The 20,504-nt window shown below is 67.3% G+C and carries 17 protein-coding genes; 13 read left to right on the top strand and 4 right to left on the bottom strand.

Annotated features, from left to right (window positions below):
• Positions 1-55 precede the first annotated feature (55 nt).
• Complete coding sequence (locus tag WDLP6_RS26320; RefSeq protein WP_162594741.1) at positions 56-1,585, top strand: acyl-CoA carboxylase subunit beta; 1,530 nt, start codon at positions 56-58, stop codon at positions 1,583-1,585.
• A gap of 25 nt (positions 1,586-1,610) precedes the next feature.
• Here the strand turns inward: WDLP6_RS26320 and WDLP6_RS26315 are convergent, their stop codons facing one another.
• Positions 1,611-3,413 carry an acyclic terpene utilization AtuA family protein gene (locus WDLP6_RS26315; protein WP_269475590.1) on the bottom strand — a complete coding sequence of 601 codons (1,803 nt, stop codon included), beginning with the start codon at positions 3,411-3,413 and terminating at the stop codon, positions 1,611-1,613.
• A 194-nt stretch (positions 3,414-3,607) separates the two neighbouring features.
• Between WDLP6_RS26315 and WDLP6_RS26310 the strand changes: the two genes are divergently transcribed.
• The 10 genes from WDLP6_RS26310 to WDLP6_RS26270 all read left to right on the top strand — a co-directional run bounded on the left by WDLP6_RS26310 (position 3,608) and on the right by WDLP6_RS26270 (position 16,235).
• Positions 3,608-4,414 (top strand): TIGR03084 family metal-binding protein, encoded by an 807-nt coding sequence (locus WDLP6_RS26310; RefSeq protein ID WP_162594740.1) that lies wholly within the window; start codon positions 3,608-3,610, stop codon positions 4,412-4,414.
• Positions 4,411-5,319, top strand: coding sequence for a phosphatidylglycerol lysyltransferase domain-containing protein (locus tag WDLP6_RS26305; protein ID WP_162594739.1), 909 nt, complete (start codon positions 4,411-4,413; stop codon positions 5,317-5,319). The genes WDLP6_RS26310 and WDLP6_RS26305 overlap by 4 nt, the downstream gene beginning before the upstream one ends.
• A gap of 10 nt (positions 5,320-5,329) precedes the next feature.
• Positions 5,330-6,946, top strand: a complete 1,617-nt coding sequence (locus WDLP6_RS26300) for an acyl-CoA carboxylase subunit beta (RefSeq protein ID WP_162594738.1) — start codon at positions 5,330-5,332, stop codon at positions 6,944-6,946.
• Between the two features lie 49 nt (positions 6,947-6,995).
• Positions 6,996-8,987 (top strand): acetyl-CoA carboxylase biotin carboxylase subunit, encoded by a 1,992-nt coding sequence (locus WDLP6_RS26295; RefSeq protein ID WP_162594737.1) that lies wholly within the window; start codon positions 6,996-6,998, stop codon positions 8,985-8,987.
• Positions 8,984-9,754 (top strand): enoyl-CoA hydratase/isomerase family protein, encoded by a 771-nt coding sequence (locus WDLP6_RS26290; RefSeq protein WP_162594736.1) that lies wholly within the window; start codon positions 8,984-8,986, stop codon positions 9,752-9,754. The genes WDLP6_RS26295 and WDLP6_RS26290 overlap by 4 nt, the downstream gene beginning before the upstream one ends.
• Before the next feature lie 452 nt (positions 9,755-10,206).
• Positions 10,207-10,539, top strand: a complete 333-nt coding sequence (yajC, locus tag WDLP6_RS26285; protein WP_162594735.1) for a preprotein translocase subunit YajC — start codon at positions 10,207-10,209, stop codon at positions 10,537-10,539.
• Positions 10,540-10,808: 269 nt separating this feature from the next.
• Complete coding sequence (gene secD, locus WDLP6_RS26280) at positions 10,809-12,686, top strand: protein translocase subunit SecD (protein ID WP_162594734.1); 1,878 nt, start codon at positions 10,809-10,811, stop codon at positions 12,684-12,686.
• A 12-nt stretch (positions 12,687-12,698) separates the two neighbouring features.
• Positions 12,699-13,652, top strand: coding sequence for a protein translocase subunit SecF (gene secF / locus WDLP6_RS26275; RefSeq protein WP_162594733.1), 954 nt, complete (start codon positions 12,699-12,701; stop codon positions 13,650-13,652).
• A gap of 132 nt (positions 13,653-13,784) precedes the next feature.
• Positions 13,785-14,381 (top strand): DUF1631 family protein, encoded by a 597-nt coding sequence (locus WDLP6_RS35550; protein ID WP_443083435.1) that lies wholly within the window; start codon positions 13,785-13,787, stop codon positions 14,379-14,381.
• 9 nt (positions 14,382-14,390) lie between these two features.
• On the top strand, positions 14,391-16,235 hold the full coding sequence (locus WDLP6_RS26270; RefSeq protein ID WP_443083434.1) for a DUF1631 family protein: 1,845 nt from the start codon (positions 14,391-14,393) through the stop codon (positions 16,233-16,235).
• A 123-nt stretch (positions 16,236-16,358) separates the two neighbouring features.
• Here WDLP6_RS26270 and WDLP6_RS26265 read toward each other — a convergent pair whose 3' ends face one another.
• From WDLP6_RS26265 to WDLP6_RS26255, 3 genes are all read right to left on the bottom strand, one after another.
• The gene (locus WDLP6_RS26265; RefSeq protein ID WP_162594732.1) at positions 16,359-16,874 is read right to left on the bottom strand and encodes a DUF494 family protein; all 516 of its coding nucleotides are present in this window, start codon (positions 16,872-16,874) and stop codon (positions 16,359-16,361) included.
• Positions 16,875-16,939: 65 nt separating this feature from the next.
• Positions 16,940-18,082 carry a DNA-processing protein DprA gene (dprA, locus tag WDLP6_RS26260; protein WP_162594731.1) on the bottom strand — a complete coding sequence of 381 codons (1,143 nt, stop codon included), beginning with the start codon at positions 18,080-18,082 and terminating at the stop codon, positions 16,940-16,942.
• A gap of 16 nt (positions 18,083-18,098) precedes the next feature.
• Complete coding sequence (locus tag WDLP6_RS26255; protein WP_162594730.1) at positions 18,099-19,313, bottom strand: LysM peptidoglycan-binding domain-containing protein; 1,215 nt, start codon at positions 19,311-19,313, stop codon at positions 18,099-18,101.
• 162 nt (positions 19,314-19,475) lie between these two features.
• Here WDLP6_RS26255 and def point away from each other — a divergent pair, with 162 nt between their 5' ends.
• Positions 19,476-20,000 carry a peptide deformylase gene (gene def, locus WDLP6_RS26250; RefSeq protein WP_162594729.1) on the top strand — a complete coding sequence of 175 codons (525 nt, stop codon included), beginning with the start codon at positions 19,476-19,478 and terminating at the stop codon, positions 19,998-20,000.
• 2 nt (positions 20,001-20,002) lie between these two features.
• Positions 20,003-20,494 carry a hypothetical protein gene (locus tag WDLP6_RS26245; protein ID WP_232077331.1) on the top strand — a complete coding sequence of 164 codons (492 nt, stop codon included), beginning with the start codon at positions 20,003-20,005 and terminating at the stop codon, positions 20,492-20,494.
• Positions 20,495-20,504: the final 10 nt, after the last annotated feature.

The raw sequence follows: 20,504 nt of genomic DNA, 5'->3' as shown, positions 1-20,504 counted from the left end.
TTGCCCACCCGCATTGGGTTCAACCCTAGATCGTGCGCCAGCGAGAATTCATCCGATGAACAAATCAAGCGCCGGCACGCCCTGCGCGCGGCCCGACCTTCAGGCCGTGATCGACGCGCAGGCCGCGCGGCTCGACGCGGCGCGGCCCGACGCGGTCGCGCGCCAGCGCAAGCGCGGGCGCCGCACCGTGCGCGAGGTGGTCGACCTGCTGGCCGATCCCGACACCTTCGTCGAATACGGCGGCCTCGCACGGCCCGCCGTCGCCGCAATGGAGGGCGCGGCCGACGGGCTGGTCATGGGCACCGCGCAGATAGGAGGGCGGCCGGTCGACCTGCTGCTCTACGACTTCACCGTGCATGCCGGCACGCAGAGCGCCATCAATCATCAGAAGATGACGCGCATGTTCGAGCATGCGCTGAAGTTCCGGCTGCCGGTGTTGATGTGGCTCGACGGCGGCGGCGCGCGACCGCACGACATGCTGATCCCGGCGCGCGGCAAGACACCGACCTTCGTCGTCTTCGCGAGGCTGTCGGGCTGGGTGCCGACCGTCGGCGTGGTGCCCGGCCGATCGTTCGCGGGCCAGGCCAATCTGGCCGGCATGTGCGATCTGCTGATCGGGCTGCGCGGCGCGGCGCTGGGCATGGCCGGCCCTCCGCTGGTCGAAGCCGCACTGGGCATCCGCTACACGCCGGAGGAAATCGGTTCGATGGAGGTGCACCAGGCATCGGGCGTGGTCGATCTCGTCGTCGACGACGAGGCACAGGCGGCCGAGGTCGCGCGGCGCTATCTCGGCTACTTCGGCCCCGCGCAGGCGCCCGGCGCCGCCGCCGATCAGTTGCCGATGCGGGAGCTGGTGCCCGAGAACCCCAAGCGGTCCTACGACGTGCGAAGCGTGATCGACACGCTGGCCGACATCGACAGCGTGCTGGAGATCAAGCCTCTCTTCGGCGCCTGCGTGGTGACCGCCTTCATCCGCCTGAACGGCCGTGCGGTGGGCGTGGTCGCGAACCAGCCGACGCAACTGGCCGGCGCGATCGACAGCGACGGTTCGGTGAAGGCGGCGCGCTTCGTGCAGATCTGCGACGCCTTCGACATTCCGCTGCTGCTGCTGTGCGACACGCCCGGCCTCATGGTGGGGCCGGATGCCGAACGCACCGGCCTGGTCCGCCACAGCGCGCGGCTGCTGGCCGCGATCGCCAACGCCACGGTGCCGCTGATGACGGTGGTGCTGCGCAAGGCCTACGGGCTCGGCTACTACATCATGGGTTCGCAGCCGCTCGATCCCGCGGTCCTGCTCGCATGGCCGACCGCGGAATACGGCGGCATGGGCCTCGAAGGCGCGGTCAACATCATCCACGGGAAGGAACTCGATGCGATCGAGGATCCCGCCGAGCGCGCTGCGCTGCATGCGCGGCTCACGCAGGCGCTGAAGGACGAGCACACCGCCGTGGCGGCCGCGAGCCACTTCGGCTACGACGACGTGATCGATCCCGCGGACACGCGCGAGCTGCTGCTGCGTACGCTCGATACCTTGCCGCCCGCGGCGCCGCGCTCGGAACGCAAGCGCTTCATCGAGCCGTTCTGAAGGTCCGCGCGCGCGGGATCCGCGGTCAACGGCCGGCGAGCTTTGCGATGGAATCCGGCACCTGCAGACGGATGTCGAGCAGCATCTGCGCCATGCCCTTTCCCAGCGGATCCATCCGCATCGACGAAGGGCCTCCGCCGTCCAGCGCGTCATGCAGCAGCAGATTCATCGAATGCGTGCCGGGCAGGTAGAAGCGCTCGACCTTGCCGCGCACCAGGTGGCTGAAGTAGCCTTGCACGAGATCCGGCGTGAGGCGCGACCAGAGCAATGGCAGCCACTCGGGTCGGCGCGCGACGATCCCGATGTTCGACAGATTGCCCTTGTCGCCGCTTCGCGCATAAGCCAGGTCGATCAGCCGCAACTCGCGCAAAGGCTCGTCCGGATCGATCCAGGCCGGAGCTTCGGGCAGCGCCGTTGCGCGCCCGTCGCCATCGCCTGAGAGGACCGGAACGGCCTGCCGCTTTCCGTCCAGATCGAACGCAATGGGCAACTCGGCCTTGTCGAGCAGGAAGGAGAAGGGCTTGATCAGCGGCGACACCGGCGGACGCCCGCCGCCCGGCGAGGTCGTGCCTGGCGCCCACGAGGTGCCCGAGGGCGAGATCTCGCGCGCGAAGATCTCGAGTGCCGCCTTGATGGGATGGTTGGCGACCACGCGCATCATGACTTCGCGCACGTTGCGCGTGCGCGAGTGCGGCCCGTACAGCGACTCGGAACCGATCGTTTCGATGTAGGTCGACGTGAAGGGCGGTAGGCCCTGTGCCCGCAGGATGTCGCTCGTGCGCTCGATGATTGCTTCGGCCGTGCGGCGCGCCTTTCTGTCCGCATCGATCCCCACCAGCACCATGCTGCCGGCGCAGCGATAGCCGTCGAGCTGCGTCGCGGACACCTTGTAGAAGGGCGTCGAGGCCCGTCCCTTGGCCGCACCGACCCGCACGCGGTTCTCGCCGATCTGCTCGATCGTCACATGCCTGAAATCGCAGCACACGTCGGGCAGCAGGTAGGCACCCGGGTCGCCGATCTCGTAGAGCATCTGTTCGCAGACGTTGGCGGCGCTCACCTTGCCGCCCGTGCCCTCGGGTTTGGTGACGACGAAGCTCCCGTCGGCATGGCATTCGATGACGGGGTAGCCCATGTGGGCCCAGTCGGGTACCTCTTCCCAATCGGTGTGCAGCCCGCCCGTGGCCTGGCAGCCGCACTCGATGATGTGACCCGCGAGGCTGCCCGAGGCGAGCAGATCGAAGTCGGTGGCGCGCCAGCCGAACTCGTGCATCAGCGGGCCGAGCGTGACGGCGCAGTCGACGCAGCGCCCGGTGATGACGACCTCGGCGCCGGCCGCGAGTGCCGCGGCGATGGGGGTCGCGCCGAGGTAGGCATTGGCGCTCAGCACCTGCGCCGGCAGCGGCTCGCCGGTGAACATGTCGTGCACGCCTCGGGCGCGCAGTCCGGGCATTCGCTCGGCGACGTCATCGCCTTCCACGACGGCGATCCTGAGCGCGATGCCCTGCGTGGCGGCGAGCGACTGCAAGGCCGCGGCGCAGCCACGCGGGTTGATGCCGCCGGCATTGCTCACGACCTTGATGCCCCGGCGCTTGATCTCCGCCAGCACGGACTTCATCGCGATGTCGACGAAGTCGGTCGCGTACCCCATCTCGGGTTTGCGCTGGCGCGCCGAAGCCAGGATCGACATCGTTGTCTCGGCCAGGTAGTCGAAGACGAGATAGTCGATCCTGCCCCCCTGCACGAGCTGCGGCGCCGCCACCATGCTGTCGCCCCAGAAGCCTGATGCGCCGCCGATGCGGATGACCCGTTCTGTCTCGCTCTTCTTCACCTGCGCGTCCTTTTTCCTTGCCCGGCCTGCCCACTCTATCGAGGTCGTGCCCGCCGGTCTTGCGCCGACTCGTCATTCGCTGGCCGGATCTGCCCGCGGCTCGGCACGGCCGGGCGCTTCGCCGCTTCTTCGCGCACAATGAACTCGCGCGCCACGTCGGCGCGCTGCCATGGGCGAGCGAGACAACCAGCACGATGAAGCAAGGCACTGACGATCTCCGCGCGGAATACCGCGAACTCGCCGATCTCGTTCGCAGCCTGAGCCCGGCGCAGTGGCGGCTGAAGAGCGATTTCTACGGCTGGACCCCCTGGGACGAGATCGCGCACCTGTGTTTCTTCGACCAGACTTCGCTGCTCTCCGCCACCGACGCCGAGGCGTTCGCGCGCGACACGGCCACGCTCGATTCGTTGCTTGCGACCGGCAAGGAAATCAGCGCCATCGCACGCGAGAAGTACGGACATCTCGATGGTGCCGCGCTGCTCGCGCATTGGGAGCCGTTGTCCGGCAGGCTCGTGGACCTGCTCGCCGAACTCGACCCGAAGGCGCGGCTGCCGTGGTACGGCCCGACGATGAGCGCGCGCTCCTTCGCGACCGCGAGGCTGATGGAGACCTGGGCTCACGGGCAGGACGTGTGGGATGTCGTGCGCCGGCGCAGGCCGGCCACGCACCGGCTGCGGCACATCGCGCACATCGGCTTCACCACCTTCGGCTGGAGCTTCGTCAATCGCGGCCTGCCGGTGCCCGGGCCCATTCCCTTCGTCTCGCTCGCCGCGCCGGGCGGCGGTGCATGGACCTGGGGCGATCCGGCGTCGGGTGAATTCGTCCGGGGTCCGGCCGAGGATTTCTGCCTGCTCGTCACCCAGCGCCGCAACCTGGCCGACACTGCGCTCGAATACAGCGCAGGCTCGGCGCACGCATGGCTGTCGATCGCGCAGTGTTTTGCGGGGCCGCCAGCCGACGCGCCGCCGCCCGGCGCGCGCAAGCCGGCGTTCGCGGCTTGACCGGGCAGCCGATCCGGCTTGAGCTGCAGCCGCGCATCGAAGCGGCGCTCGCGGCCTTGCGCGAGGGCACGGGCGAGCACTGTCTCTCGGACTGGAGCTTTTCGAATCTCTATCTGTTTCGCGACGTGCATCGCTACCGCTTCATCGATGGCGAATGGCCCGGTGTCTCGGGCCTTGCCTATGACGGCGCGACGCATTTCTTCCCGCTCTTCGATCCGGGGCGGGCGCCGATCGCGGTGCTGCACGCGCTGGTCCAGGCACACGGCTGCCTGTACCCGGCATCACCATCGAGCGCGGCTGCGCTGCCCGGCGATGCATTCAGGATCTCGGCATCCCGCGACGATGCCGACTATCTCTACGCAGCCTCGGCCTTCGCTCGCTACGAAGGTCGAGTCCTGGCCAAGAAGCGCAATCTGCTGCGCCAGTTTCTCTCGGCGCATTCCCCGTCGTGCATGGCTTTCGGCGAGCGAACCGCCGATGCGGCGCGCGAAGTGCTGCAAGGCTGGATGGCGCAGAAGTCCAAGGCAGCAGGCGAGGCCGACCAGCAGCCCTGTCTCGAGGCCATCGCGCACGCCGGCCGTTTCGACCTGCAGGGGCAGGTCTTCCTGGCCGAGGGGCGGCCGATCGGCTTCCTGCTGGCGCAGGCGCTTCAGCCCGGCGTGCAGGCCATCCGCTTCGCCAAGGGCCTGCACAGCCACGACGGCATCTATCCCTACATGTTCCAGCACTTCGCGCGCAGCTTCGGCGCGCAGTCGGGCCGGCCGGTCGAATGGCTGAACTTCGAGCAGGACATGGGCATCGCGGGTTTCCGGCGCTCCAAGATGTCCTATGCGCCGCATGCCCTGCTGCCCAAGCTGCGCGTCCACAGCGCCTCGGCACAAGACCTGAAGGCGCGCACCGCCTAAGCTGCCGCGCATGGCCATCATCGAGTCGACAGTTTCTCCCGACAGCGATTCCTTCGTCGCCAACCGCAGCGGCATGCTGGCCCTGATCGAACGCGTGCGCGCCTATGCGCAGCGCAGCATCGAGGCCTCCGCCCGGTCGCGCGAGCGCTTCGAGAAAAGAGGCCAGCTGCTGCCGCGCGAGCGGCTGTCGCTGCTGCTCGACCCCGGTACGTCCTTCCTCGAAATCGGCTCGCTGGCCGGCCTTGGGCTGGACGATCCCGATCTTGAAAAAAGCGTGCCCGGCGGCGGCGTCATCGGCGGCATCGGCTGGGTGTCGGGCGTGCGCGTGATGATCAATGCGTCCGATTCCGGTATCGATGCCGGTGCACTGCAGCCGATGGGCATTCCGAAGCAGCTGCGCATGCAGGAGCTGGCACTGGAGAACAAGCTGCCCTACGTGCAATTGGTCGAGAGCGCGGGCGCCAACCTGATGACCTACAAGGTCGAAGAGTTCGTGACCGGCGGCAACCTGTTCCGCAACATCGCGCGCATCTCGGCGGCCGGCCTGCCGGTTGTGACCGTGACGCACGGATCGTCGACGGCCGGCGGTGCCTACCAGACCGGGCTTTCGGACTACATCGTGATGGTGCGCGGACGCTCGCGCGCCTTTCTCGCGGGCCCGCCGCTGCTCAAGGCTGCCACGGGCGAGATCGCGACCGAGGAGGAGCTGGGCGGGGCGTTGATGCACACATCGATCTCGGGCCTCGGCGACTATCTGGCCGAGGACGACCGCGATGCCATCCGCATCGCCCGGGAGATCCTCGCCAGCATCGAATGGGACCGCGAACCGAAAGCACCGGTGCGCGCCTTCAAGCCGCCGCGCCACGACGCCGAGGAGCTGCTCGGCATCATGCCGATGGACCACAAGCGCCCGGTCGACATGAAGCAGGTCATCGCCCGCATCGCCGACGACTCCGATTTCCTCGAGTTCGGCGAGAACTACGGCAGCGCGACGGTGGTCGGACACATCAGGATCGAAGGCATGCCGGTCGGCGTGATCACCAACAACGGCCCGATCGATCCGGCCGGCGCCAGCAAGGCCACGCACTTCATCCAGGCCTGCTGCCAGTCGAACACGCCGTTGCTCTACCTCAACAACACGACCGGATTCATGGTCGGGAAGGCCTACGAGGAAGCGGGCATCGTCAAGCACGGTTCCAAGATGATTCAGGCGGTGACCAATGCGACGGTGCCGCAGATCACGATCTACTGCGGTGCGTCCTTCGGGGCGGGCAACTACGGCATGTGCGGCCGCGGTTTTCATCCGCGCTTCTGCTTTTCCTGGCCCAACGCCAAGACGGCGGTGATGGGCGGCGAGCAGGCGGCGCGGACCATGGCCATCGTGACGGAGGCGGCAATGAAGCGAAAGGGGGAGGTCGACCAGGCCAGGCTCGATGCCATGCAGAAACGCATCATCGATCACTTCGACAGCCAGATGAGCGTCTTCACCACGAGCGCCCGCATGCTCGACGATGCGGTCATCGACCCGCGCGACACGCGCGAAGTCCTGGTCAAGGTGCTGTCGATCTGCCGCGACGCCGAGGCGCGGGAGCCCCGGAAGATGCAGTTCTCGGTCGCACGGCCCTGATCGACCTGAAAGCTCCGCCGTTCGCAGCGCATCCACCCGGACTCATCCCATGACATCGTCATTCGCCACCCCGTTCCGCAAGATCCTCGTCGCCAATCGCGGCGAGATCGCGCTGCGCATCATCCGCACGGCGCGCGCGCTAGGTTTCCGTACCGTCGCGGTCTACTCGACGGCCGATGCCGACGCGCGGCACGTGCGCGAGGCCGACCAGGCCGTGTGCATCGGCGAGCCACTGCCAACGCAGTCGTACCTGCGCATTCCGGCGATCGTCGAGGCGGCGAAGCTGAGCGGCGCCGACGCGGTGCATCCGGGCTACGGTTTCCTGGCGGAGAACGAGGACTTCGCGCAAACCTGCAAGGATGCGGGACTGGTCTTCATCGGCCCCTCGCCGGAAGCGATCGTTTCCATGGGGAACAAGGCCGGTGCGAAGGCGCTGATGACGGCCGCCGGCGTGCCGTGCATCCCCGGCTACCAGGGCGAAGACCAGAGCGAGGATCGGCTCGCGAAGGAAGCGGCGCATATCGGCTTCCCGCTGATGATCAAGGCGACGGCCGGCGGGGGCGGTCGCGGGATGCGCCTCGTGTCCTCGGCCAAGGAGTTCGCCGAATTGCTGCGCAGTGCGCGTTCGGAGGCGCAAAGTGCCTTCGGCAATCCAGAGGTGATCCTCGAACGCGCCATCGTCGAGCCGCGGCACATCGAGATCCAGGTGTTCGCCGATCGCCACGGTCATGCGATTCATCTCGGCGAGCGCGACTGCTCCGTCCAGCGCCGACATCAGAAAGTGATCGAGGAAGCGCCCTCGCCGGCGGTCGACGAGGCACTGCGGGCGCGCATGGGCGAGGTGGCGGTCCGGGCAGTCAAGGCGATCCGCTACGAAGGCGCCGGCACGCTCGAATTCCTTCTCGATCGCGAAGGCAGCTTCTATTTCATGGAAATGAACACCCGGCTCCAGGTCGAACATCCGGTGACCGAAGCGATCACCGGCCTCGACCTCGTCGCACTGCAGCTGCGTGTCGCCAGCGGTGAACCCCTCCCGATGAGGCAGGAAGACGTGAAGTTCAACGGTCACGCGATCGAGGTCCGCCTGTGCGCCGAAGACGCGGCCAGGGGCTTCATCCCGCAGAGCGGCACGATGGCGCTCTGGCACATGCCACCGCAGCTGCGCGTCGAGCACGCCATGCGCGCGGGCGCCCGGATCCCGCCTTTCTATGACTCCATGATCGCCAAGATGATCAGCCATGGCGAAGACCGCGACGTTGCGCGCCGCAAGCTGCTGGCGGGCCTCGAGGACGCGGTGGCGCTGGGCGTGACCACCAACCAGGCATTCCTGCAGCGCTGTCTCGGACACGAGGTGTTTGCGGCGGGTGGCGCCACCACGGCCTTCGTCGGCCAGCATCAGGACGCGTTGCTGGCACCCGATGCCGTGCTGCAGCGGCGGGCCGCTGCGATCGCCGCGGTGCTGCTCTACGAGACGCTGGGCGACCGGCCGCGGCCCCTGGGCCGGCGCATGACGCACAGCCTGCCGGTCTCGCTGCGCTTCGAACAGGACGGGCAGCCGCGGATCGCCGGCATCGTGCTGACCGGGCAGAATCATTTCGAGGTCGACCTTCAGGGCTCGAACGTCGTGATCGAACTCGACGGCATCGTCGGCCACACCGCGTATTTCATCTGCGACGGGCTGTTCGAGCGCGCGGCCTTGCATCGCGACGGCAACCTGCTGCTGCTGCACTATCGCGGCGTGCCGATGCGCATAGAGGACAAGACCCGCACGGCATCGGCTCGGCAGAGCGACGCGGGCGGCGACGGCAAGCTGCGCGCCTCGATGAACGGCCGCGTCGTCGCCGTTCTGGCGGCCGTCGGCGACACAGTCGAGGTCGGGCAGCCGGTCGTTACGCTGGAGGCGATGAAGATGGAACACATCCACGCCGCGCCGCTCGCGGGCCGGATCGCCGCGCTGCACGTCAAAACCGGCGACCAAGTGGCCGCCAGCCGCGTGGTGGCCGAGATCGAATCCGCCGTCAAGCAGGAGCTTGCCTTATGAGCGCTGTGCTGACTGAGAAGCGCGGTCACGCGCTGTGGATCACGATCAACCGGCCCGACAAGCGTAATGCGCTCAACAAGGAGGTGATCGCCGGCATCCGCGCGGGCTGGCGCGAGGCGCATGCGGACCGCGACATGCGCGTGGTGGTGCTGACTGCGGCGGGGGAGAAGTCGTTCTGCGCTGGCGGCGACCTGCAGCCCGGCGCGGGCTTCGCCTTCGACCTCTCGCAGCCCAACATCGACTACGCCGACATGCTGCGCGAAGTGCAGGCCTCGACCCTGCCGAGCATCGCGCGCATCAACGGCGCGTGCATGGCGGGCGGCATCGGCCTGGCCTGCATGACCGACATGGCGATCGCGGCCGACCACGCGAACTTCGGCCTGCCAGAAGTGAAGATCGGCCTCTTTCCGATGCAGGTCTTGAGCCTGCTGCAGTCGATCGTGCCGCGTCGCATCGTGCGAGAGTGGTGCCTCACCGGCGAACCCTTCGGGGCGAACGAGGCGCTTCACGCCGGCCTGCTCAATCACGTGGTGGCAGCCGGCGAACTCGACGCCAAGACGCAGGGGCTCGTCGATCGGCTCGTCGACAAGTCCCCGACCGCCTTGCGCCGAGGCAAGTATGCGATGCGCACTTTGTCGTCAATGTCTTTCGAGGAAGGCATTGCCTACGCTGAGGGTCAGATCGCATTGCTTGCGATGACCGAAGACGCAAAGGAAGGCTTGGCCTCCTTCAATCAAAAGAGGAAGCCCGTGTGGACGGGCCGTTGAACCCAAGCCAGTGCTATCGCGCAGTAGTGCCACGCTCGAGGCCATGGCCGCAAGCCACCTGCCCCGCGAGCCGCAACGGATGATGCTGCTTGCCGAGACGTTGCGGGAATGGCTGGATCAAGAACCTCCTGGGGTTCAGGCAGTTCAGCCTGCGCGGGCCTCACCGGCAAGCCTTCTCAAAGGCTTCTGCCGCCCAGACTCCTAGGTCCTCCGTCGGCCGGCAAAGCAAGGCCTGTTCGTGGAACATCGCGAAACCGGCTTCGCCGGGCCGCAGGTGTTGCCCCCGGTAGGGGTGCCCGAGCACACGAAGTGAGCGAGGCTGGGGGGGAGCAATACAATACTTGGCTGTGCGCGGCTCTGTCCCGCGCTGCGTGGCCGCGTCAGGCGTTCGCGAACCGCGGAACCCTTGTGGGGCGCCGCGCTCTTATTTCTTCCCTTTGCTGGAGACACCCTTGTTCATTTCTACTGCTTTCGCCCAGACCGCGCCCGCTGCTGCAGGGGGCGGTGATATGTTGTCCTCCCTCGGCAGCATGCTGCCGCTGGTGCTGATGTTCGTGGTGCTCTACTTCGTGATGATCCGCCCGCAGATGAAGCGCCAGAAGGAAGCCCGCGCGATGATCGAGGCGCTGGCCAAGGGCGACGAAGTCGCGACCTCCGGCGGCCTGCTCGGCAAGATCACCCAGATGGGCGAGCAGTACCTCACCATCGAGATCTCCAAGGGCGTCGAAGTGCAAGTCCAGCGCAGCGCCGTGGTCCAAGTCCTCCCCAAGGGCGCGATCAAGTAATGCCCCCCAGCCTCGTTCACTTCGTGTGCTCGGGCACCCCCCTGCGGGGGGCAACACCGGCGGCCCGGCGAAGCCGGTTCCGCGGTGTTTCACCAACGGGCCTGGCTTCGCCGGCCGAAATCAATGACCAGTGATCTTTTATCCGAGCGGCCGTGCGCGGCGCGCCGCGTTCGTGGGCTGCCGTGGAACCGGCTCTGCCGGGCCACAGGCAGCGCCCCCGGTAGGGGGGTGGCGGCTACACGAAGTGAGCAAGCCTGGGGGGGAGCCAAGTGAACCGTTATCCGGTGTGGAAGTACACGGTCATCGTGATCGTGCTGCTCGTGGGGCTGATCTATGCCCTGCCCAATTTCTTCGGCGAGGCGCCCGCTGTGCAGGTGCTGGCGGCCAAGTCGACCGTCAAGGTCGATGCCGCGATGGAGGATCGCGTCCGGGAAGCATTGAAGACGGCCGACCTGGCGCCCGACCTGCTGACGCGCGATGCAACCACGCTGCGCGCGCGCTTCACGAACACCGACGATCAGTTGAAGGCGCGCGACGTGCTGCAGCACGCGCTGGTGCCGGATGCGAGCGACCCGGGCTACGTGGTGGCGCTCAACCTGGTGTCGCGCTCGCCGACCTGGCTCACGGCGCTGCATGCCTACCCGATGTACCTCGGCCTCGATCTGCGCGGCGGCGTGGACTTCCTGCTGCAGGTCGACATGAAGGGCGCCATCGACAAGAAGGCCGAATCCTTCGCGAGTGATATCCGCACCGGCCTGCGTGACAAGGGCGTGCGCGGCAGCGCGGTCAACCGCAACGGCCAGGTCATCGAACTGAGCTTCCGCGACGCCGCCGGCCGCGACGCGGCGAAGGGCCTGATCCAGGATCAGCTGCCCGACCTCACGACGATCGAGAGCCAGGACGGCACCGACTGGAAGCTCACGGCCTCGATCAAGCCCGAGGCGGCGCGTCGCCTGCAGGACGCGGCGCTGAAGCAGAACATCACGACGCTGCACAACCGCATCAACGAGCTCGGCGTGGCCGAGCCGGTGATCCAGCAGCAGGGGCTGGACCGCATCGTGGTGCAGCTGCCCGGCGTGCAGGACACCGCCAAGGCCAAGGACATCCTCGGGCGCACGGCCACGCTCGAGATGCGCATGGTCGACGAAAGCACCGAGGGCCGCGCGGCCGAGCTGGGCACCGGGCCGGTGCCTTTCGGCTCGGAGAAATTCCTCGAGCGCAATGGCCGTCCCGTGATCGTCAAGAAGCAGGTGCTGGTGACCGGCGAGAACCTCACCGACGCGCAGCCCGGCTTCGATTCGCAGACGCAGCAGCCCAAGGTCGATCTCACGATGGACGCCAAGGGCGGCCGCATCATGCGCGACGTGAGCCGCGAGAACTACCACAAGCGCATGGCGATCCTGATCTTCGAGAAGGGCAAGGGCGAAGTGCTGACCGCGCCGTCGATCAACGGCGAGCTGGGCAACCGCTTCCAGATCTCGGGTGCGATGACCGTGGTCGAGGCCAACGACCTCGCGCTGCTGCTGCGCGCCGGCTCGCTGGCGGCGCCGATGGAAATCATCCAGGAGCGCACGATCGGCCCCAGCCTGGGTGCCGACAACATCAAGAAGGGCTTCGACAGCGTGATGTACGGCTTCGCCGGGATCATGGTGTTCATGTGCCTCTACTACGCGCTGTTCGGCGTCTTCTCGTCGATCGCACTGGCGGTCAACCTGCTGCTGCTGGTGGCGGTGCTGTCGATGCTGCAGGCCACGCTCACGCTGCCCGGCATCGCGGCCATGGCGCTGGCGATCGGCGTGGCCATCGACTCCAATGTGCTGATCAACGAGCGCGTGCGCGAGGAGCTGCGCAACGGCGCCTCGCCGCAGGCGGCCATCCATGCGGGCTACGACCGCGCCTGGGGCACCATCCTCGACTCCAACGTGACCACGCTGATCGCGGGCATCGCGCTGCTGGCATTCGGCTCCGGCCCTGTGCGCGGCTTTGCGGTGGTGCACTGCATCGGCATCGTCACGTCGATGTTCTCCGCCGTGTTCTTCTCGCGCGGCCTGGTCAATTTCTGGTACGGCAGCAAGAAGAAGCTCAAGACGGTGTCGATCGGCACCGTCTGGCGGCCGGACGCCAAGGCCGTGGCCGAAGCGAAATAAGGGAACAGCAAGATGGAGTTCTTCCGCATCCACCGGACCATTCCGTTCATGCGCCACGCGCTGGTGCTGAACGCCGTGTCCTTCATTACCTTCGCGTTCGCGGTCTTCTTCCTGCTCCATCGCGGGCTCCACCTCTCGGTCGAGTTCACCGGCGGCACGGTGATGGAGGTCGCCTACCAGCAGTCCGCCGACACCGGCAAGGTGCGCGAGACCATCTCGAAGCTCGGCTACGCGGACGTGCAGGTGCAGAACTTCGGCACCTCGCGCGACGTGCAGATCCGCCTGCCGGTGCAGAAGGGGCAGACCTCGGCGCAGCAAAGCGCCCAGGTGATCGACGCGCTGAAGGCGGTCGATCCGTCGGCGACGCTGCGCGGCAACGAGTTCGTCGGCCCGCAGGTCGGCGAGGAGCTCACCACCAACGGGCTCAAGGCGCTCGGCATGGTGGTGGCGGGCATCATGATCTACCTGGCCTTCCGCTTCGAATGGAAGTTCGCGCTCGCCACCGTGCTGGCCAACCTGCACGACGTGGTGATCATCCTGGGCTTCTTCGCCTTCTTCCAGTGGGAGTTCTCACTGGCGGTGCTGGCGGCGGTGCTGGCGGTGCTGGGTTATTCGGTCAACGAATCCGTCGTCATCTTCGACCGGGTGCGCGAGAACTTCCGGCGCTACCGCAAGCTGAGCACGCGCGAGGTGATCGACAACGCGATCACGTCCACCATCAGCCGCACCATCATCACGCACGGCTCCACGCAGCTGGTGGTCCTGTCGATGTTCTTCTTCGGCGGCCCGACGCTGCACTATTTTGCGTTGGCGCTCACCATCGGCATCCTGTTCGGCATCTACTCGTCGGCCTTCGTGGCTGCGGCGCTTGCGATGTGGCTGGGCGTCAAGCGCGAGGACCTGATCAAGGCACCGATCAAGCGCGAGGGTGACCCGGATGATCCGAACGCCGGCGCGGTGGTGTGAAGAAAGTGGCTGCGTCCGGGAGACGCGGCGCGGGGTCTTGGGGTTGCCGAGCATGAGCCGAGGCGCGCGTGCGGTTACGCTTGGCAATGCGGGTTTACGCTCCTCGAATCGTTTAAATTGCCCTGACCTTCCATGACCACGCGGTCCCACGCCTCTTCCCTGCAGCTCGCACGCGAAACCCGTGAGCGTTTCGTCGCCGCCACCGAAGGGGTGATCGCACCGGTCGCACGCGCCATCCGCGAACGGCTGACGGCGCTGGCGAGCCAGACCGGCAATGCGCGGGAGATGCAGGAGAATCGCGACGGCTTCCTGTTGTTCGAATCCCATGCGACGAACTGGGCTTCCCTCTCGCAAACAGCCTGGCGCAAGGCGCTGGCCAACAGCGCCGTCGACGATGTGCCGACCAACTCGCTGTCGCGCCTCGAGCTGATCGGCGACGAAGTGGTGGAGACCGGTATCCTGTCGTCCCGATTGGCGCAGGTGATCCAGGACAAGGCCAGCTTCGAGCTCAACGACCTGCGCCTGCGCATCCAGCACCTGGAAAACACTTCCGAGCTCGGCGCCAAGGACATCCTCAAGCCGGAAGCGCTCGCCAAGGTGCTGGTCGACCAGTGGCTGGCGGCCGGCCTGAGCCGCGGTCTCTGGACCAAGGTCCAGGATTCGGTGCAGCTTCACATGGTCGAGGTGGTGGTTGCCGCCTACAAGGACGCGAATGCGTTCCTGATCTAGAAGGGCGTGATGCCCGAGATCGACCTCAAGAGTTTCGTCAAGCGCACCGGCGGCAACGTGTCGAGTCCGATGCCGCTCGGCGGCAGCTTCGCAGGCGGCCCGGGCAGCGCATCGATGGGCATGGGCGCGGCGGCGCCTCACCAGGGTGGGCGTGGCGGCTTCAATGCGCCGCCCGGCAGCTTCGCGCCGGCGGCGATCGGCGTCGGCATGGGGCGCGGGTCGTCCGGCATGGGCGGCTCCGGTGTGACCGGTGCCGACGCGACCGGCGGCTCGCCGCTGGTGATCGCGCGCCAGCGGGCGCAAGGCGTGCTGCTCAACCTCAAGCGCTTCGTGACGGCGCGCATCGGCGGCGACATCACCCAGCCGCGCGTGCCGGGGGCGGGCGGCTTCGGCGAAGGCGCCATGGGCGGTGGTGCGGGTGGCGGTGTGGGTGGCGGTGTGGGTGGCGCCGGCATGGGCGCGGCGGCGGGTGCGCCCGCTTTCGCCGCGGCGATCGCCGATGCGGAGGCGGCCTACCAGATGATGGCTTCGCGGTACGTGGTCGGCGACGAGGCCACGGCGCTGCATCAGACTGCCGCCGAACTGCGCCGGCGCACCAGCGAACTCAAGCGCAAGGCGCCGACCACCGCGGACAAGGCCACGGTGGAGATCGTGGCCCTGATGTTCCAGGCCATCCTGGCCGAGGAACGCATTCCCTTCTCGGCGCGCGTGTGGTTCGCGCGCCTGCAGATGCCGGTGCTGCGCGTCGCGATCGCGGAGCCCGAATTCTTCGGCACGCTGCAGCATCCCGCACGCATGCTGATCGACCGCATGGGCTCCTGCGTGATGGGCTTCGATGCGGCGGCCATCTCGGGCAGCGCGCTCGAGGGCGAGATCCGCCGCGTCGTGCAGGTCATCGAGCAGTATCCGGAAACCGGCCAGCGCGTGTTCAAGCTGGTGTTCGACGAATTCGTCGTCTTCCTCAACAAGTACCTGACGCAGAGCGACTCGACCCAGCGGGTCATGAGCGTGGCGCAGCAGGTCGAGCAGAAGGAAACGATGGCGATCCAGTACACCATCGAGTTGCGCAAGATGCTCAACGACATGCCGGTGCGCGAGGAGATCCGCGAATTCCTGTTCAAGGTCTGGGCCGAGGTGCTGGCGATCGCGGCCCTGCGCTACGGCGGGCAGGACGAGCAGACGGTGACGCTCAAGCGCGCCGCATCCGATCTGGTGTGGGCCGCCAGCGCCAAGCCCAATCGCAACGACCGCACCCGCGTGATCCAGGATCTGCCCAAGCTGCTGCAGCGCTTGCGCCAGGGCATGAGCTTGCTGGGCATCGTGGGCGATCCGCAGGAGGCGCACATCAAGACCATCGGCGCCACCCTGTCCGATGCCTTCCTGTCCAAGACCGAGTCGATCCCGCCGGCCCAGATCGAGGCGATGGCCAAGCGCCTGGCCAACCTCGAGGATTTCGTGACCGACGAAGGCGCTACCGACCTGCCGCTGGATGCCGCGAGCATCGAACTGCTGCTGGGTGTCGACGCGGCCTCGATCGAGGTCGTGCCCGACACCGGCACCAAGGTCGGCGAGGACATGCTCGCCTGGGCGCACGATCTCCAGGTGGGAACGTGGTTCATGCTCGACCACAACGACCGCGTGAACCAGGTCCAGTTCGTCTGGCGCAGCGAGCGCAAGCAGCTGCACCTGTTCGCCTCCAGCGACGGCCGCAGCTTCCTGATCCAGGTCGGCCGATTGGCGTCCTATCTGCAAGCGGGCCTGCTGGTGCCGGCCGAGGAAGAAACGCTGACGGTCCGGGCGACGCGCGAGGCCTTGGCCAAGCTGGACGCAAATCCAGAACGGCTATTGAACTAGCCCCGGCCGGCGCGGCCAGGCCCCTTCGTGAAACACCGCGGATCCGGCTCCGCCGGTCCGCCGGTGTTGCCCCCGGCAGGGGGTAGGCGGCCCCACGAAGTGGGCAAGCCTGGGGTCGAGCAACTAGTGCGGAAGGCGGTCGGTGGTGTCGTCGCAGAGTTCATCGAGCACCAGCGCATCGGGCTCGATGCCGGTGCTCCAGTGCACCATCAGCAGGATGATCTTGAGTTCGTCGAGCGCCAACGGGTCGCCCGGCGTGGCCATCGCGCGCTCGATCACGATCTCCCGCATGCCGGCCGGCAGCACGCCGGACGATTCGAGAAAGCGGATGAAGCCCAGGCATTCGGCGCCCAGATGGTCCTGCTCGGCCATCGAATAGACGCGCATCGAATCCGGTGATTGCGGCAGGACGGCGTCGCCGATGCCATGCAAGGTGACCGTGGCGGTGGCCTCGTCGGCATGGCGTGCCAGTTGAACGCCTTGCGTGGCGAGGCTCAGGCCGTCGAGCCATCGCAAGGCATCGCGGATCTCTTCTGCATCGAAGCCTTGTGCACTGAGCTTGCGGCCCAGTTGCTCGGGTTGGGGGCACGCGTCGCCGCGCCAGTAGTTTTCGTAGACGAACACGAGCACTTCGAACATGCGACCAATATAGCCCACTCGCGCGACGGCGCCCGCCGCGTTGCACCATGGCGACGCCTTGCGGCTCAGCCTTGTGCGATCCGCTGGAACAGGCCGCCCGGAAGGCGGGCCACGCGGCCGGCGAGCTCCAGTTCGAGCAGTTGAGCCTGCAAGGCGGCAGCGCTCCAGCCGGTGCGGGCACACAGCGCATCGAGGCTGACCGGATCGAAGCCGAGTTCAGACAGCAGTCCGTGTTCTTCGGGCTGCGCGGTCCCGGGGTCCGCGGCGGTGGAAGTGTTCATGGCGAGCTTCTCCAGGCGAAGCTCCTCGAGAACGTCATGCACCGATTCGACCAGCTTGGCGCCCTGGCGTATCAGCGCATGGCAGCCGCGCGATTGCGGCGCATGGATGGAGCCGGGGATGGCGAACACGTCCTTGCCCTGCTCGCTCGCGAGCTGCGCGGTGATCAGCGAACCCGATTTCAGCGCGGCTTCCACCACCAGGGTGCCACGCGAGAGTCCGGCAATGAGGCGGTTGCGCTTGGGAAAATTCTGGCTGAGCGGCGGCGTGCCGAGCGGATATTCGCTCACGAGCAGGCCTTGTGCGGCAATGCGATGCGCCAGCGCGCGGTGTCTTGCGGGGTAGACGCGGTCGAGACCGGTGCCGACCACGGCCACGGTCGCCAGCCGGTCCGGCGCGCCGGCGGCCGCGTCGAGTGCGCCCTCGTGCGCCGCGCCGTCGATGCCGAGCGCAAGCCCCGAGACGACCGCGATGCCTGCCTCGCCGAAGGCCCGTGCGAAGGCGCGTGCGTTCGCCGCACCCTGCGGCGTCGGATTGCGGCTGCCGACGATCGCGATGCTGCGTTCCAGTTGCGTGAGATCGAAAGCGGGCGCCCCGAGCAGATAGAGCATCAGGGGCGGGTCGGCGGTTTCGAGCAGCGAGGCCGGATAGCCCGCATCGCCCAGCGTCACGATGCGCCGCGTGGCGCCATGCGCTTCCACACCTTGCAGCCATGCCGAGGTCTGATCGACCAGCGCGGACAGCGTCGCCGGCGCGTGCGCCAGCGCATCGGCCTGTGCCACCGTCACGACCTGTTCCAGCGCTGCGCGCGCTTGCGCGAAGACACCCGACGGAAGGCCGAAGGCCGCGAGCAGCTTGCGCGCGGCCGTGTTCCCGATCCCTGGCGTCAGCGCGAGCCGCAGCCAGTCCGCGAGTTCTTCGCGCTCCACGTGAAGGCCTGGGGCCTCAGGGATTGACCAGCCGATCGCCGGGGCGCGGCGCATCGCTGATCTCGAGCACCAGCGCGTACGAGACCTTCTCGAACGGCCGGAACACCATCAGCAGTCCGATGCGTTCGTTGGGCAGCTTCAGGGTGTCCTTGCCGCCGCCGGTCTTGTCGACGATGGTTTCGCCGTTCTTGAGAATGGCAAGCACGTCGCCGTTCTCGATGCCGTCGCGCGTGCCCTTGTTGATGGCGACGACCTGATTCTGTGCCGCGAATTCGACCGCGCTGCCGTACACCGACACGATGCGGCCATCGACCACGGGATCCGCCGGCGCGTGCGGCGCGTAGCTCAGCAGCTGGCGCGGCGGCTCGGGCAGCAGGCGGTCGCCGGCGCGGATTTCCTCGCGCGCGGCCACGATGTCGATGGTGGCGGGCACGACGTTGACGACCTGCTTGCCGTCCACTTCGTCCTCCGCAGTCGACTCGCCGCGCTGCAGCGTCGCCTTGCCGACATACTGTGCTTCATAGCCGAGGATCTCTCCCGTGCCCGGATCCTTCAAGGGCGTCGCATCGCGGAACACGCGGAAGGTCTTGATCGGGCCGGGCGCCTCGACCAGCGGGGAATTCTTGTCGCCGCGCGCATAGGCACGGTCGCCGCGCGCCAGCAGCACGCGGCTGTCGTTGCCGGCCACGATGCGCGGCGCGGTGAGCAGGGTCTGCTCGTCGACCACGATCGGTTCGGTGAGGAAGGGCTCGATCAGGCTCGGGTTGAGCGTCGGCAGCGCCATGTCGGCGAGCGACTCGTAGCGGGTGCGCGGGCTCAGCTTGATGGTGCCTTCGGGCGCGCCGGTGCCGCCCCGGCGCGTGCTCAGCCGGGCCCGGCCGCCGGTCTTGTCGAGGTAGAGGACCTGGCCCGGGTAGATGCGGTGCGGATTCGAGATGTCGCTGATGTTCATGCCCCACAGCTCGGGCCAGCGCCACGGGCTGCGCAGATAGAGGCGGGAGATGGCCCAGAGCGTGTCGCGGGGCTTGACGGTGTATTCGTCCGGCGCATTCGGTGTCAGTTCGCCGACCGGGATGCCGGCTTGCGCCGTTTGCTGCGCGGTGGCCCGCTGCTGCGGTGTGATGGGATAGTTCTGCGCCGCGGCCGTCGTGGCCGTGCCCACCATGGCAACCATCGCCAGCGCAGCAAGGAGGGTCGGACGCAGGCCTTCGTCGATTCGGAGTTTTTTCATGGTTTGATGGTGTGCACGCACTGCGCCGCGGAGGGCATACGAATCCTCACAATTTGCAACGAATTTTGCGCTGAAGCCCTTGATTGGGCAACGTTTATCAAGGTGCGGTCCCTCGGGCAGTCGCGGAAATGGCGAAAATAGCGACAACTTTTCCTCGTTTTCATGGCCAAGAGAACCATCCTGAGTTTCCCCGACAAACGGCTGCACACGGTCGCCAGGCCCGTGCAGGGCGTCGATGCGCGCATCAAGGCATTGGTCGTCGATCTGCTCGAGACGATGTACGACGCCAATGGCATCGGGCTGGCGGCCACGCAGATCGACGTGCACGAGCGCCTGGTGGTGATCGACATTTCCGAGGAGCGCAACCAGCCGCTGGTGCTGATCAATCCCGAAATCGTCTGGGCCAGCGACGAGAAGGTCTTGAACGAGGAAGGCTGCCTCTCGGTGCCCGGCATCTACGACGGCGTCGAGCGCCCCACCGCCGTGCGCGTGACCGCGCTCGATGCCGAGGGCGAGCCGCAGACGATCGAGGCCGACGGCCTGCTCGCGGTCTGCATCCAGCACGAACTCGATCACCTGCTCGGCAAGGTCTTCGTCGAATACCTCTCGCCCCTCAAGCGCAACCGCATCAAGAGCAAGCTGCTCAAGCAGCAGCGCGAGGACCAGCGGCTCGAGCAGGAACGCTGACCATGAGAGGCCGGCGTTTCATCCTGGCGCTGGCCGCCGCATTGGCGCTGGCCGCCTGCGTGAGCGAGCCGGCCAGACTGCCGCTCGGCACGTCGCGCGCCGAGGCCCTGCAGCGACTCGGGTCGCCGACCTCGACCTATCCCTTGCCCAACGGTGGCGAGCGCCTGCAATATTCCCGCGCGCCGGCCGGCTTCGAAGTGAACAACGTCGACCTCGACGCCAGCGGGCATGTGGTGTCCATACGTCAGGAGCTGTCCGAAGGCCTTTTCGACCGCACGATCAAGCCCGGCGTCTGGCGCGAGGCCGACGTGCTGCGCACCTATGGCCGTCCGCTGGAGATCACGCGGGTGAGTTCCTTCGACGGTGTCGTGTGGACGTGGCATTTCCTGTCGCTGAACAACCCCCGCTTCCTCTATATCTACATCGATCCGGCGGGCGTGGTCCAGCGCTACCACACCGGCGACGACATGCGGCGCAATCATCTGTCCCTGTGAGCGCAAAGGC

The sequence above is a fragment of the Variovorax sp. PBL-E5 genome (genome assembly GCF_901827185.1).
In the GTDB taxonomy this organism is placed as follows: Bacteria; Pseudomonadota; Gammaproteobacteria; order Burkholderiales; family Burkholderiaceae_C; genus Variovorax.
This window is presented reverse-complemented; position numbering and strand designations above follow the sequence as displayed.